Origin of the sequence: Streptomyces sp. NBC_01335, assembly GCF_035953295.1 — a bacterium.
GTDB lineage: Bacteria > Actinomycetota > Actinomycetes > Streptomycetales > Streptomycetaceae > Streptomyces.
Genome location: NZ_CP108370.1, coordinates 1,681,536 through 1,695,081 on the forward strand (window position 1 = coordinate 1,681,536; position 13,546 = coordinate 1,695,081).

13 protein-coding genes are annotated in these 13,546 nt (G+C 72.3%); 6 read left to right on the forward strand and 7 right to left on the reverse strand.

All coding sequences use genetic code 11. From position 1 onward, the window contains the following. Positions 1-20 precede the first annotated feature (20 nt). Positions 21-1,073, forward strand: coding sequence for a LacI family DNA-binding transcriptional regulator (locus OG599_RS06955; protein ID WP_327175065.1), 1,053 nt, complete (start codon positions 21-23; stop codon positions 1,071-1,073). A gap of 29 nt (positions 1,074-1,102) precedes the next feature. Here the strand turns inward: OG599_RS06955 and OG599_RS06960 are convergent, their stop codons facing one another. Further along, positions 1,103-2,197, reverse strand: coding sequence for an aminotransferase class V-fold PLP-dependent enzyme (locus tag OG599_RS06960; protein ID WP_327175066.1), 1,095 nt, complete (start codon positions 2,195-2,197; stop codon positions 1,103-1,105). Between the two features lie 359 nt (positions 2,198-2,556). On the opposite strand from OG599_RS06960, the gene OG599_RS06965 reads away from it, so the two are divergent. After that, positions 2,557-3,090, forward strand: a complete 534-nt coding sequence (locus tag OG599_RS06965) for a hypothetical protein (RefSeq protein ID WP_327175067.1) — start codon at positions 2,557-2,559, stop codon at positions 3,088-3,090. A 111-nt stretch (positions 3,091-3,201) separates the two neighbouring features. Here the strand turns inward: OG599_RS06965 and OG599_RS06970 are convergent, their stop codons facing one another. Further along, positions 3,202-3,933 (reverse strand): DsbA family oxidoreductase, encoded by a 732-nt coding sequence (locus OG599_RS06970; RefSeq protein WP_327175068.1) that lies wholly within the window; start codon positions 3,931-3,933, stop codon positions 3,202-3,204. A 207-nt stretch (positions 3,934-4,140) separates the two neighbouring features. Between OG599_RS06970 and OG599_RS06975 the strand changes: the two genes are divergently transcribed. Beyond that, positions 4,141-4,824: a 2-phosphosulfolactate phosphatase gene (locus OG599_RS06975; RefSeq protein WP_327179949.1), complete on the forward strand. Its 684-nt coding sequence runs from the start codon at positions 4,141-4,143 to the stop codon at positions 4,822-4,824. A 16-nt stretch (positions 4,825-4,840) separates the two neighbouring features. Here the strand turns inward: OG599_RS06975 and OG599_RS06980 are convergent, their stop codons facing one another. After that, positions 4,841-5,326, reverse strand: coding sequence for a GNAT family N-acetyltransferase (locus tag OG599_RS06980; protein ID WP_327175069.1), 486 nt, complete (start codon positions 5,324-5,326; stop codon positions 4,841-4,843). A 126-nt stretch (positions 5,327-5,452) separates the two neighbouring features. Between OG599_RS06980 and OG599_RS06985 the strand changes: the two genes are divergently transcribed. Beyond that, positions 5,453-5,989, forward strand: a complete 537-nt coding sequence (locus tag OG599_RS06985) for an AAA family ATPase (protein ID WP_327175070.1) — start codon at positions 5,453-5,455, stop codon at positions 5,987-5,989. A 98-nt stretch (positions 5,990-6,087) separates the two neighbouring features. Here the strand turns inward: OG599_RS06985 and OG599_RS06990 are convergent, their stop codons facing one another. Both OG599_RS06990 and OG599_RS06995 read right to left on the reverse strand, forming a co-directional pair. Further along, positions 6,088-6,699: a DUF1349 domain-containing protein gene (locus OG599_RS06990; protein WP_327175071.1), complete on the reverse strand. Its 612-nt coding sequence runs from the start codon at positions 6,697-6,699 to the stop codon at positions 6,088-6,090. A gap of 5 nt (positions 6,700-6,704) precedes the next feature. Next, positions 6,705-8,216, reverse strand: coding sequence for an aldehyde dehydrogenase (NADP(+)) (locus OG599_RS06995; protein WP_327175072.1), 1,512 nt, complete (start codon positions 8,214-8,216; stop codon positions 6,705-6,707). Between the two features lie 180 nt (positions 8,217-8,396). Here OG599_RS06995 and OG599_RS07000 point away from each other — a divergent pair, with 180 nt between their 5' ends. Together OG599_RS07000 and OG599_RS07005 are read left to right on the forward strand one after the other, a co-directional pair. Further along, a complete protein-coding gene (locus OG599_RS07000) occupies positions 8,397-9,167 on the forward strand; it encodes an IclR family transcriptional regulator (RefSeq protein WP_327175073.1) in 771 nt (256 codons plus the stop codon). A gap of 105 nt (positions 9,168-9,272) precedes the next feature. Then, the gene (locus OG599_RS07005) at positions 9,273-10,724 is read left to right on the forward strand and encodes a peptidoglycan D,D-transpeptidase FtsI family protein (protein ID WP_327175074.1); all 1,452 of its coding nucleotides are present in this window, start codon (positions 9,273-9,275) and stop codon (positions 10,722-10,724) included. A gap of 124 nt (positions 10,725-10,848) precedes the next feature. Here the strand turns inward: OG599_RS07005 and OG599_RS07010 are convergent, their stop codons facing one another. Together OG599_RS07010 and OG599_RS07015 are read right to left on the reverse strand one after the other, a co-directional pair. Then, complete coding sequence (locus OG599_RS07010; RefSeq protein WP_327175075.1) at positions 10,849-11,679, reverse strand: glycoside hydrolase domain-containing protein; 831 nt, start codon at positions 11,677-11,679, stop codon at positions 10,849-10,851. 205 nt (positions 11,680-11,884) lie between these two features. Next, entirely contained in the window at positions 11,885-13,393 is a 1,509-nt protein-coding gene (locus tag OG599_RS07015; RefSeq protein WP_327175076.1) for an NCS2 family permease, read from the reverse strand. Between the last annotated feature and the right edge of the window lie 153 nt (positions 13,394-13,546).

Sequence of the window (13,546 nt, forward strand, 5' to 3'; positions counted from 1 at the left end):
AAAACGAAAGAACACGCACCATGAGCCGCACTGAACCTCCCCCGCCCTCCGGGCAGCCCGGAAGGGGACGCCGCCGGCCGCCGACGATCCACGACGTGGCCCGCGAGGCGGGGGTGTCGCGCGGGACCGTCTCCCGGGTGCTGAACGGCGGCCACAACGTCAGCCCGGCCGCCCTCGAAGCGGTCAACTCGGCCATCCGCAAGACCGGTTACACCGTCAACCGGCACGCCCGGTCGCTGATCACCGGCCGCTCCGACTCGGTGGCGTTCCTGCTGACGGAGCCCCAGGAGCGGTTCTTCGAGGACCCCAACTTCAATGTGCTGCTGCGGGGTTGTACGAGCGCGCTGGCCGCGCACGACGTACCGCTGCTGCTGATGATCGCGGGTACGGAGGCCGAGCGGCGCCGGAACATGCGGTACATCGCGGGGCACGTGGACGGCGTGCTGCTGGTCTCCAGCCACTCGGGAGACCCGGTGGTCGCCCAGCTCCACGAGGCCGGCGTACCGGTGGTGACCTGCGGCAAGCCTCTCGGGCAGGGCTCGAAGGTCAGCTATGTGGCGGCCGACGACCGGGACGGCGCCCGGGACATGGTGCGTTACCTGTACGAGTCGGGGCGCCGCCGGATCGGTACGGTCAGCGGCCCTCTGGACACCCCGGGCGGTGTGGAGCGGCTCGCCGGCTACCGCGAGACGCTCGCCGAGTGCGGGCTGCCCGTGGACGAGGACCTGATCGTCCCGGGCGACTACAGCCGGGCCGGCGGCGAGGCCGCCGGGACCCTGCTGCTGGAGCGCGCCCCCGACCTGGACGCGGTCTTCGTCGCGTCCGACCTGATGGCGCAGGGCGTGCTGACCTCGCTGGAACGGGCCGGGCGGCGGGTCCCCGAGGACATCGCGGTCGGCGGTTTCGACGACTCCCCGGCCGCGCTCGACTCCCGCCCGGCGCTGACCACCATCCGGCAGCCCTGGGACCGCATCAGCGCCGAGATGGTACGGGTGCTGCTGGCCCAGATCGGCGGCGAGGACCCGGCGGCGGTGATCCTCCCCACCGAGCTGGTGCGGCGGGAGTCGGCGTAGGACGAGTCGTCGAGGTGCCGTCGCGGATCTCAGCCGAGCACGTCGAGCGCCCGGTCCACGTCGGCCTCGGTGTTGTAGAGGTGGAAGGCGGCCCGCAGATTTCCCGCGCGGTCGGAGACGCTGATGCCGGCCCGGCTCAACTCCGCCTGGCGCTTGCCCAGTCCGGGAACCGCCACGATCGCCGACTCCCCCGGCACCGTGGGGTGCCCGAGGCGCGCCAGCCCCGCGCGGAAGCGGGCGGCGAGACTGGTGGCGTGCGCGTACAGGGCATCCGCGCCGATCTCCGCCAGCAGGGCGAGTGAGCGCTCCGCCCCGTAGTAGGAGAGGAAGGCCGGCGCCGAGTCGAACCGCCGTGCGGAGAGCGCGAGTCGGTCGATCGGGCCGTAGGTGCTGTTCTCCGTGTCCTCGGCCGCGACCCACCCCACGTGGATCGGCTTCAGCGACTCCTGCGCCTGTTCGGTCACCGTGAGGAACGAGGCGCCGCGCGGGCAGAGCAGGAACTTGAACCCGCCGGTCACCGTGTAGTCGAACTCCCCGGCGTCCACCGCCAGCCAGCCCGCCGACTGTGTCGTGTCGAGCAGCACCCGGGCCCCGTACGCGGTGGCGGCGGCCCGTACGGCGGTGAGGTCGGCGACCCGGCCGTCCGAGGACTGCACGGCGGAGAGGGCGACCAGCGCGGTGGTGGGCCGCACCGCCCCGGCCAGTTCCGCGAGCGGGGCGTACGACACCCGCAGGTCCCTCCGGTGCGCGAACGGGGCGACCAGCGAGCTGAACTCGCCCTCCGGGCAGAGCACTTCGGCGTACGCGGGCAGTGAGGCCGCGATCAGACCCACGTGCACCGCGACCGAGCTCCCGACGGCGACCCGGTCGGCTCCGACACCGGCCAGCCGGGCGAACCCGGCCCGCGCGGCGTCCACCACCTCGAAGTCCCCGGCCCCCACGGGCCCGCCCTCGGCGTTGGCCCGGGCCAGGTCGGTGACGGCGGCGACGGTACGGCGGGGCAGCAGGCCCGCGGAGGCGGTGTTGAGGTAGGTGGTGGTGGGAGCGAACTCGGCGGCTGCGGCACGGCCCAGCGGAGTTGTCTCGCCCGGCTCGGTCGTCCGGTTCAACGGCGTGGTCTCCATACGCCCCAGCCTGAGCCGACTTCCACCCGGCCGTCAACGAGACGGAGAGCGACTCGCCGAGGCGCCTGGGCCGTGTGTGGAGGAGCCGGGGCGTCGATTCGCCGGAACAAATCCCTCCACGCGGATCCGTGGCTAGGCCGTGTGTCGAAAGTTCCGCCTGTCCGGCGACGCCCGGCACGCCCGCTCGCCGCGTTGTCGGGATCACCCCGATACACCCAGTATCGGGGCGACCCTCCGCCTTGCGATCGCACGCACCGGACACCGCCGGACCCGCCCTTCGGGCGGATGGCGCCACTTTCGACACACGGCCTGTCCGTCGCATGACGCACATGAGGAAGGTCCGGGCGCGGAGGACGACCGTGGCACTCGTCGGCGCGACCGTGGCGCTGGTGCTGGGGGTCGGCGGGGCGATCGCCGTGGCCGCCGAGGACGGCGGACACTCCGGTCCGACGCAGACGACCCCGGTGACGGTGGCACCCGACACGGACTCCGCCGGGGTCACAGGGGGCGCGGACACCGGTGGAGACACAGGAGGCTCGGACACCGTCGGGGTCACGGAGGGCGCGGACACCGGCGGCGGGGACAGTGGTTCCGTCAGCGGCTCGGGGAGCACTGCCGAGGGCTCCAGCGATGGCGGCTCCCCAGACGGGGGCGGCGTCGCGGGTACGGACACGGGAAGCTCGGACGGTTCGGAGACGGGCGGATCGGAGACGGGCGGATCGGAACCATCGGGGTCCCCGGCCCCCACGGGGGGATCCACGGCTCCGCCGAGCCTGGAGGATCTGACGGCGCGCATCGACGAGTTGGAGAAGAAGGTGGATGAACTGCCCACCGACCGAGAGCTGGCCGATGCCCTCCGCGCCTTCGCCGACGCGTTGGATCAGCGGAACTGAGCGACCGAACGCAAGCCGTCAGCCACCTGATACGACCCGCGCGGTGAAGTGGGGAAGGGGGCATGTCCCCGTCTGGGCCCTTCCCCACCGCAACAGCGCCGCGCGCGGCCGTCAGGCGGGGGCGCCACCCGGCTGCGGGACCTCGCAGGCGCCGTCGGCGTCGCAGGCGGCAGCGTCGTCGCCGATCGGGGTGAGGGCGGTGACCTCGCGGTCCTTCCACGCCTGCTCCAGCGCCTGGGCGAACACCTCGGAGGGCTGGCCGCCGGAGATGCCGTACCGCCGGTCGAGCACGAAGAACGGGACGGCGTTGGCGCCGAGTTCGGACGCCTCGCGCTCGTCGGCGCGTACGTCGTCGGCGTACGCCGCCGGGTCGGCGAGCACCGCACGGGCCTCGGCCTCGTCGAGACCGGCCTCGACGGCCAGATCGACCAGCACCGCGTCGTGGTAGACGGAGCGCTCCTCGGCGAAGTTCGCCCGGTAGGCGAGGGTCAGCAGCTCGTCCTGGAGGCCGCGCGCCTTGGCGAGGTGGAGCAGCCGGTGGATGTCGAAGGTGCTGCCGTGGTCACGGCCCTCGCTGCGGTACCCGAGCCCCTCGGCCTGCGCGTTCGCGGCGACGTTGCCCTCCATCGCGAGGACCTCCTCGCGGGTGCGGCCGTACTTCTGCGCGAGCATGTCCACGACCAGCGCGATGTCGTCCTTGGCGCGCCCCGGGTCCAGCTCGAAGGAGCGGTGCACCACCTCGACCTGGTCGCGGTGGGCGAACCCCGCCAGCCCCTTCTCGAAGCGGGCCTTCCCGATGTAGCACCACGGGCAGGCGATGTCGCTCCAGATCTCGACGCGCATTCTCTCTTCTCTCCAGCTCTTCCCGTGAGGTAGCTCCCCCATGGCGGAGTGCTTCCCTCGACGGGCTCGGTGACGCGCGGAGGACCCTCCGCGCCCGGGGGAACAACGCGGGAACGGCTGTGCGGATTCCCGGGTGGGGGGGGCGCCGAGGCCATCGCCGGGGTGGTGTCGACCGCCCCCGCTCCGGGATGCGCGATCATGAGCGGCATGGACGCCCTCTTCCTCGGTACCGACGAACTGGCCGAAACCCCGTCCGTGGCGGTCGTGGTCGACGTGATGCGCGCCTTCACGGTGGCCGCGTGGGCCTTCGCCCGGGGAGCCGAGAAGATCGTGCTCTCCGGGTCGCTGGAGGAGTCCCTGGCGCTCAAGGCCCGCCACCCGGAGTGGGTGACGCTGAAGGACGGTCCGCCCGCCCCCGGGTTCGACGCCGTCAACTCGCCGGGTCTGCTGCGCTCGGTCGACCTCGGCGGGCGGACCGTGGTGCAGAAGACCACGGCGGGGACGGTCGGCGCGCTCGCGGTCAAGGACGCGCCGCTGGTGCTGTGCGCCGGCTTCGTGGTCGCGGAGGCGACGGCGGAGGTCCTGCGGACCAGCGGGACCGGCAGCGTCACGTTCGTCGTCACCGGCGAGGACGGAAGGGCCGACGAGGATCTCGCGTGCGCGCAGTACATCGCGGGGCGGGCCGACGGGGCCGGGAGGGACGCCGGCGAGTTCCTCCGCCGCGGGGAGGAGTCCCTCGCCGCCTCCGAGCTGAGGGAAGGGGTGCGCGAGGGAGTCCACCCCGACGACGTGGAGCTCTGCCTCGAACTCGACCGTTTCCCCTTCGCCATGGTGGCCGCCGTGGAGGACTCGCTCATGGTCCTGCGCCCGCACCCGGCGCCTCGGACCTGAGCCCGGGGCGGCGGTTTCAGCCGTCGCCGAGGACGAGCCGCAGCACCAGGTGGGTGCCGTCGCGCGGGGTGTCGGGGTCGGCGGTCCAGCCGTGGTGGGCGTAGAAGGCCTGGGCGCGGGTGTTGGGGGCGAACACCTCCAGGCGCGCGGTACGGACACCGGCCCGGCGCCAGGCGTCGGTGCACGCGGAGTGGAGGGCGGTGCCCACGCCGGTACGCCACTGCGAGGGGTCCACGTGCAGCTGGGTGAGGGTGGTGCCGCCGTCGCGTACGGCGTGACCGGCGACGCCCACCAGGGCGCCGTCGCGCTCCGCGCAGAGGACGGTGGCGTGCTCGGCGTCCACGGCGCGCGCCCAGCCCGCGGCGGACCGGCCGACCTCCTCGGGGCCCGCGTACGCGTCGGGCGCGAGGTGCCCGCGGTAGTAGGTGGCGCGGGCCTCGGTGTGAAGGCGGACGATCGCGTCCAGGTCGGCGGGGGTGGCGGTGCGGATGAGGAGGGACATGCCGGAGGGGACGCGGGGCGCGCGGGGCCGGTTCCGCGCGGGGCGCGTACCGGCGTGGGCTGCCGGCGCGTGACATCTCCTCGTACCACCGTGTGCCCGGAAACCGGCGTCCGTAGAGTCCCGTGGATGAGAACCGGCACCGCCCAGACCCGTCTCGTCGTGCTGCGCGGGAACTCCGCCTCCGGGAAGTCGGCCGTCGCGGCGGGGGTGCGCGAGCGGTTCGGCCGGGGGGTGGCTCTGGTGGGCCAGGACAATCTGCGGCGGACCGTGCTGCGGGAGCGTGACCGGCCCGGGGCGGCGAACGTCGGGCTGATCGACGCGGTCGCCCGGTACGCCCTCGACGCCGGGTTCCACGTCGTGCTGGAGGGCATCCTGTACGCCGACCACTACGGCGGGATGCTCGCCCGGCTGCGCGCGGACCACCGCGGTCCGACGTACGGGTACTACCTGGACGTGCCGTTCGAGGAGACGCTGCGGCGGCACGCCACCAAGCCGATCGCCGAGGTGGTGGGGGTCGACGACCTGCTCTCCTGGTACCGGCCTCTCGATCTGCTGCCGGGCGGCGCGGAGACCGTCGTCGGCGCTTCGAGCGCCCTCGCGGACACGGTGGATCGGGTGCTGCGGGAGACGGGGCTGGACCGGCTGCCGGCGGTGGACCGCTGACCGAGGAGCCGCACCGAGGGCCCGCACGCGCGGGTCCGGCCCCTGCCCGCCGGAAGAAGGCGGCGGGCAGGGGCCGGACCGGTGGCGACGAGCGGTGTTCAGCTGCCGTCGCGCAGGTCGGCGACGCCCTCCGTACGGAACGCGATCTCGTCGAACGACGCCTCGCAGCCGTCGCCGACGGGCGCCTGGACGAGGAAGCCGACCGAGGCGGAGGCCGTGCCCTCCGGGTCGCCGAGGGCGAAGACCCGGACGAAGGTCCAGGTGACGCCGTCGGGCGAGGCGTGGAAGGCGAAGGCGCCGCCGTTGCGGGTGAGGCGGAGCCAGAAGGTGTCGCCGTCCACGGTGAAGGAGTTGACGTCGTCGGAGACGCCCCGGGTGACCACCGTGCAGATGGTGGGGACGGCGGGCGAGAGTTCCAGGCAGAGCTTCGCCCAGTCGCGCTCCCCGACGTGCAGGTAGAGGACGCCCGCGTCGTAGGCGCCGGCGAAGCCGACCTTGACCCGGGCGAGCAGCTGGAAGTCACCGGCGGGCGCGGTGCCCAGCAGGCGCGGTGCGTCGCTCGTCGGTTCGAGGGAGTCGCCGCCGGGCGGTACGAAGCGGTCCTGCCGGGCACCCGCGCGGCCGGTCAGTACGCCGTCCTCGTAGGTCCACTTGCCCTCGGGTCCGAACGGCTCCAGCTCGAAGGGGAGTTCGGGAAGTCGCAGAGTCATGGTGGTTATCCGTTCACCCGGCGGGGCAGGCCCAGCGGGTTGTCGTCGCGGAGCTCGGGCGGGAGGAGGCCCTCGGGGGTCGACTGGTACGTCACCGGGCGCAGCCAGCGCTCGATGGCGGTGGCGCCGACCGAGGTCGAGGTGGAGGTGGTCGACGGGTACGGGCCGCCGTGGTGCTGCGCCGGGGCGACGGCGACGCCGGTGGGCCAGCCGTTGACGAGGACGCGCCCGGCGAGCGGGGTGAGGGCGGCGAGGAGTCCGGCGGCGCCGCCTCCCTCTTCCTCGGCGGAGATGTGCAGGGTGGCGGTGAGGTTGCCGGGGAGGCGGCCGAGCACGGCGGCGACCTCGTCCTCGGAGGCGTACCGGGCGACGACGGTGACCGGGCCGAAGCACTCCTCCAGGAGCGCCTCGTGCGGGCCGTCCTCGGCGAGCCGGGCGGCCGGGACGGTGAGGAAGCCGGGGGCGACGGCGTGTTCGCCGCCGTCGCCGGGGGTGACGGGCGCTTCCACGTCGGGGAGGGCTGCCCGGTCGCGTACTCCGGCGATGAAGGCGTCGCGCATCCGGTGGTCGAGCATGACGGCGGGGACGGTGTCGCCGACGGTCGCGGTGAGGGTCTTCACCAGTCCGTCGCCGTTCTCGTCCGCCGGGACCAGGACCAGGCCGGGCTTGGTGCAGAACTGCCCGGCGCCCATGGTCATGGAGGAACCGAGGCCGGCGCCGATCTGCTCGCCGCGCTCGGCCGCCGCGGCCTCGGTGACGACGACGGGGTTGAGGGAGCCGAGTTCACCGTGGAAGGGGATGGGCGCGGGGCGGGCCGCCGCCGCGTCGAAGAGGGCGCGTCCGCCGCGGATCGAGCCGGTGAAGCCGGCCGCGGAGATCAGCGGGTGGCGGACGAGTTCGACGCCGGCCTCGAAGCCGTGCACGAGCTGGACGACGTCCTCGGGCAGTTGGTGGGCGGCGGCGGCGCGGCGGAGCACGGAGGCGGCCAGCTCGGAGGTGGCCGGGTGGTCGGGGTGCGACTTGACGACGACCGGGCAGCCCGCGGCGAGCGCGCTGGCGGTGTCGCCGCCGGCGACGGAGAAGGCGAACGGGAAGTTGCTGGCCGAGTAGACGGCGACGACGCCGAGCGGGATCTTCCAGCGGCGCAGGTCGGGCCAGGGCGGGGTGCGGCCGGCGTCCTCGTGGTCGATGTGGATGTCGAGGAAGGCACCCTCGTCGACGACCTCGGCGAAAGCCCGCAACTGCTCCGCGGTGCGGGCGAGTTCGCCGGTCAGCCGGGGCGCTCCGAGCGCGGTCTCGGCGTCGGCGGTCGCGACGGCGTCCTCCTCGGCCCCGGCGAGCAGGTCGGCCGCGGTGCGCAGGAAGGCGGCGCGGACGGTGCGGTCGGCGAGGGCGTCGCGGACGGCGTACGCCGCCCGCACCACGCGGTCGACCTCCTCCGCGCTAGCCTCCACCGCAACCTGCTCGCGCGGGTTCCCGGTGCGGGGGTCGACGCTCCAGACTGGTGCTGCTGCCACCGTTTTCCCTTCCGTACTCTCTGCCACACGCCAGGAAGTTGTTCGGTATTCTGAACAGCGTTCCTCATCGTGAATGTCCTGGAACTCTATTTCCGGGCGTTCCGCGTTGGCAAGAAGTCACAGGCAAGAAGTCACAGCGAAGTCACGGGATTTCGAAGAAGTATGGAAGGGGCGAGGGCGATGTCGGCTGCCGAGTCTGGTGGGGCGCAGGTCAAGTCCGCGGTACGGACGGTGGAGCTCCTCGAATACTTCGCGGGGCGCCCCGGAATGCACTCCCTCGCCGCCGTGCAGGAGGCGGTGGGCTACCCCAAGTCCAGTCTCTACATGCTGCTGCGCACCCTCGTCGAGCTCGGCTGGGTGGAGACCGACGCCACCGGCACCCGGTACGGCATCGGGGTGCGCGCCCTGCTGGTCGGCACCTCGTACATCGACGGCGACGAGGTGGTGGCGGCGGCCCGCCCCACCCTCGACCGGCTCTCCGACGACACCACGGAGACCATCCACCTGGCCAGGCTCGACGGTACCAACGTGGTGTACCTCGCGACCAGGCAGTCCCAGCACTACCTGCGCCCCTTCACCCGCGTCGGCCGCCGGCTGCCCGCCCACTCCACCTCGCTGGGCAAGGCGCTGCTGGCCACCCACAGCGACGAGCAGGTGCGCAAGATGCTCCCCGAGACGCTCCCGGCGCTGACCGAGCACACCCTGACCGACCGCGAGCAGCTCATCGAGGAACTGCACACCATCCGTGAGCAGGGGTACGCGGTGGACCGCGAGGAGAACACGCTGGGGCTGCGCTGCTTCGGCGTGGCGATCCCCTACCGGACGCCCTCGCGCGACGCCATCAGCTGCTCGGTGCCGGTCGCCCGGCTCACCCCCGCCCACGAGCAGACGGTGAAGGACGCGCTCTTCGACGCCCGCGACCGGCTGACGCTGGCGACCCGCCGCCTCTGACCGCACCGGCCGGGTTCCCGGAAGGCGGGCCGGGCCGCCTGAGAAATCGGTGAGAAGCGGCACAACCGGGAACATCCGCCGCTCTCCCGCTCGTCCCCCATCGGGATGAACAAGACGATCAGGCGTACTTCGGTCTTCTGCCTGCTCCTGGTGCTCTCGCTGCTGGTGCGGGCGACCTGGGTGCAGGTGTACGACGCGAAGGCACTCGCGGACAACGGCAACAACCGGCGGAACACCATCGCGCAGTACGCGCAGCCGCTCGGTGACATCATCGTGGCCGGTTCCTCGGTCACCGGATCGCGGAGGACGGAGAGCGGAGATCTCGCGTACAGACGCACCTACGAGAACGGCGCGCTCTATGCCGCCGTCACCGGCTACAGCTCGCAGGCGTACGGCTCCACCCAGCTGGAGGGCATCTACGGCTCGGTGCTCGACGGCACGGACGACCGGCTGAAGAACCCCGCCGACGTGATCACCGGCGAGCAGGCCAAGCCGGGCGACGTGCTGACGACGATCGACCCGGACGTGCAGAAGGCGGCGTACGAGGCGCTCGGCGACGACAAGGGCGCGGCGGTCGCGATGGACCCGAAGACCGGCCGGATCCTCGGCATGGTCTCCACCCCGTCGTACGACCCGTCGACGATCAGCGGGACCACGGACCAGGACGCCTGGCAGAAGCTGCTGGACGACCCCGACAAGTCGCTGGTCAACCGCGCGCTGCGGCAGCCGCTGGCGCCGGGTTCGACGTTCAAGCTGGTGGTGGCGTCGGCCGCGCTGGAGAACGGCCTGTACGACTCCGTGGACCAGGCCACCGACAGCCCCGACCCCTTCACCCTGCCCGGCACCACGACCGTCCTGCGGAACGAGAGCGCCTCCGCGCCCTGCGAGAACGCCACCCTGCGCACCGCGCTCCAGTACTCCTGCAACAACGTCTTCGCCAAGGTGGCGGCCGACCTCGGCCAGGAGAAGCTGCGGGCGATGGCGGAGAAGTTCGGGTTCAACGTGGAGAAGCTCGACGTGCCGGTGCGCGCCTCGGCGAGCGTGTACCCGGAGAAGATGGACAGCGCGCAGACCGCGCTCACCGGCATCGGCCAGTTCGAGGTGACGGCCACCCCGATGCAGATGGCGATGGTCTCCGCGGCGCTCGCCGACAACGGCGAGCTGGCCGCCCCGCACATGGTCTCCTCGGTCACCGACGCCAAGGGCTCGCCGCTCCAGGAGTACGCGGACGGCGACACCGAGCGCGTGGTGTCGGAGCGGACCGCCGCCCAGTTGCGCAGCGCGATGGTGACGGTGGTCGAGGACGGTACGGGCACCAACGCCCGGATCGACGGCGCCGAGGTGGGCGGCAAGACGGGTACGGCCCAGAACGGCGTGGACAACGGGAACACCCCGTACGCCTGGTTCACCTCGTACGCGAAGGACGACGCCTCCGGCAAGGAGGTGGCGGTCGCCGTGGTCGTGGAGGACTCGGGGGCGGCCCGCTCCGAGGTCAGCGGCAACGGCCTGGCCGCGCCCATCGCGCAGAAGATGATGAAGGCGGCGCTCGCGCGGTGAGGGCGGCGCTCGCCGGATGACGGCGGGCGCTCGCCGGGTGAGAGCGGGCGCTCGCCGGGTGAGAGCGGGCCGGCCCCCTGGTACGGGGGCCGGCCCGTTCTCCGTACCGTGCGGGGCGTGCGGGTCAGCCGACGAGGGCGACCGGGGCGTCCCAGGAGTCGCGGTCGACGGTCAGGGTGTAACCGCCGCGCTTCTCCTTGCTGTTGACCTTGTACTGGTGGGCCCGGCTGTGGTCGGTGAAGAGCGTCTTGCTCCACGGCCAGTCGGTCGTGGTGGTGGACTTGCCGTCCCAGAGCGCGTACCAGAGGTTGCCCGGCAGGTCGGTCTTGTTGGTCGCCGTGGCGATGGCCTTGGCGCTGGAGCTGCTGAAGCCGTAGAACCCGGCCCGGTAGGTCTTGGCGCGCAGGGTCTTGGTGAACGAGCGGACGTAGGTCAGGACCGCGTCGTTGCACGCCTTGTCCGTGATCGTGTACGGCTCCATGTCGAGGTAGACCGGGCTGCCGGCCTTCATGCCGAGCGCCGCCGCCCTGGCGACCGCGTCGTTGCCGTCCTTGACGCCGAGGGAGGCGGCCGTGGCAGCGGTCATCTTCTCCGGGTTGGAGCTCTTCTGGCACGGCGGCTGGGCGCCCACGTAGAGCGGGATGAGCTTCCAGCCCGCGGAGTTGACCGACTTCACCCAGGAAGAGGTCAGGTTGGGCTGGGCGCAGCCCCGGTTCTTGCCCCCGATGTAGACGGCGGCGCCGCCGTAGAACTTGTCGGCCTTCCACGCCTTCATCGCGGCGAGCGACGGCGCGGTGCAGGTGTCGAACGCCTGGCCCGTGAAGGTCTTCTGCGCGGGCCAGGTGGTGGCCGCCATCGAGGTCTGGGCCACGAACCCGGACCCCACGACGGCGACCGCGGCCGCCGCCCCCCAGGCGATGTAGCGGCCCTTCTTGGACAAACGGTGCTTGGACAATCCCCCACCCCATTCGGATTCGTGCCTCCGGCCGTGAGCCGTGCCGGGCGTGGTCGGAGCGCGGCCGGAGCACGGAAGACGGCGCCCGTGGACGGGCGTTCGGAGCGGAAGGCACCATAACCGACTTCACCGGCATGACCGGCGGCGGGGTCCGTCCTCAGGCGTGGACGCCCGCCACCGGGTCAGCCGGCCGTGTGTCCGGGGCTCACTTCACGCCGAGCAGCTGCTCGATCGGGTCGATCGCGAAGTACACCACGAACAGGGCGGAGGTGGCCCACAGCAGCCAGTGGACCTCCCGCGCCTTGCCGAGGGCCGCCTTGATCACGACGTAGGCGAGGAAGCCCGCGCCGATGCCGTTGGTGATGGAGTACGTGAACGGCATGACGGCGATCGTCAGGAACGCCGGGATGGCGATCTCGTAGCTCTCCCACTCGATGTGGCGGACCTGCGCCATCAGCAGGAAGCCGACCGCGATGAGCGCCGGGGCCGCGGCCTGGGCCGGGACGACGGTGGCCAGCGGGGTGAGGAAGAGCGCGACGGCGAAGAGGGCGCCGGTGACCAGGGAGGCGAAGCCGGTACGGGCGCCCTCGCCGACGCCGGCCGCCGACTCGATGTAAGCCGTGTTGGAGGAGGCCGAGGCGGCTCCGCCGACGGCGGCGGCCGCTCCGTCGATCAGGAGGACGCGGCCGATGTTCGGGACGTCGCCCTTCTCGTCGAGCAGCCCGGCCTCCTGGGAGACACCGACGACCGTGCCCATGGTGTCGAAGAAGTCGCTGAGGATCAGGGTGAAGATCAGCAGGACGATGGTGACCACGCCGACCTGCTGGAAGGCGCCGAAGAGGCTGAAGGAGCCGACGAGCCCGAAGTCGGGGGCGGCGACGAGGTCCTCGGGGACCTCGGGGACGGTCAGGCCCCAGGCGGTCGGCGCGATGTCGGCGATCGAGTTGACGACGACGGCCAGGACGGTGCTGACCACGATGCTGATGAGGATGGCGCCCTTCACCTTGCGGGCCATCAGGGCGACGGTGAGCAGCACGCCGACGCAGAAGACCAGCACCGGCCAGCCGGTGAGGTGTCCGACCGCGCCGAGCTGTACGGGCGTGGAGCCGGTCTCGCCGGGGATGCGGGTGACGAACCCGGCGTCGACGAAGCCGATGAACGCGATGAAGAGCCCGATGCCGACGCTGATGGCCTGCTTGAGGGCGGGCGGGATCGCGCGCATCACGGCCTCGCGCAGCCCGGTGACGACCAGGACGCAGATGATGAGCCCTTCGAGGACGACCAGGCCCATCGCGTCGGGCCAGCTCATCAGCGGGGCGATCTGGAACGCGACGACCGCGTTGAGGCCGAGGCCGGCGGCGATGGCGAGCGGGAGGTTGCCGCCGAGTCCCATGATCGCGGTCATCACCGCCGCCACCAGTGCGGTGACGGTGACGAGTTGGGGCGTGGAGAGGTGCGCGCCGAACTTGTCCTCGGCCGAGCCGAGGATGATCGGGTTGAGGACCAGGATGTACGCCATCGTGAAGAAGGTCGCGAAGCCGCCGCGTATCTCGCGGGCGAAGCTCGATCCGCGGGCGGTGATCGCGAAGTAGCGGTCCAGCGCGTTGCTGGGGGCCGCGGTCGGGCCCGCGGCCGGCGCGGTCTCCGGTGCCGCCGGCGCTTCCGGTGTTTCGGGTGCCGCTGGTGCCTGTGGTGCTTCCGGCGTGTCCGGCATGGCGCTCCTCGTGGTGTGAGTGGTCTGCGGGGCGAGTGACTGAATGTTCCCCTGTCGAAAGGGGGTTCAGGTTTTCGCCGTGTTACGCCTTACTTGGAGTGACACCCGCTTCACAGCGCTTCCGAGGTGCGCTGGTACGCTCTCGCACCGCTC

Bases quoted from the DNA above. Each gene is read 5' to 3' on its own strand.
- OG599_RS06990 (WP_327175071.1), bottom strand. From the start codon at position 6,699: ATGACTCTGCGACTTCCCGAACTCCCCTTCGAGCTGGAGCCGTTCGGA.
- OG599_RS06970 (WP_327175068.1), bottom strand. From the start codon at position 3,933: ATGCGCGTCGAGATCTGGAGCGACATCGCCTGCCCGTGGTGCTACATC.
- OG599_RS06975 (WP_327179949.1), top strand. From the start codon at position 4,141: ATGGACGCCCTCTTCCTCGGTACCGACGAACTGGCCGAAACCCCGTCC.
- OG599_RS06985 (WP_327175070.1), top strand. From the start codon at position 5,453: ATGAGAACCGGCACCGCCCAGACCCGTCTCGTCGTGCTGCGCGGGAAC.
- OG599_RS06955 (WP_327175065.1), top strand. From the start codon at position 21: ATGAGCCGCACTGAACCTCCCCCGCCCTCCGGGCAGCCCGGAAGGGGA.
- OG599_RS07015 (WP_327175076.1), bottom strand. From the start codon at position 13,393: ATGCCGGACACGCCGGAAGCACCACAGGCACCAGCGGCACCCGAAACA.
- OG599_RS07000 (WP_327175073.1), top strand. From the start codon at position 8,397: ATGTCGGCTGCCGAGTCTGGTGGGGCGCAGGTCAAGTCCGCGGTACGG.
- OG599_RS07005 (WP_327175074.1), top strand. From the start codon at position 9,273: ATGAACAAGACGATCAGGCGTACTTCGGTCTTCTGCCTGCTCCTGGTG.
- OG599_RS06980 (WP_327175069.1), bottom strand. From the start codon at position 5,326: ATGTCCCTCCTCATCCGCACCGCCACCCCCGCCGACCTGGACGCGATC.
- OG599_RS06960 (WP_327175066.1), bottom strand. From the start codon at position 2,197: ATGGAGACCACGCCGTTGAACCGGACGACCGAGCCGGGCGAGACAACT.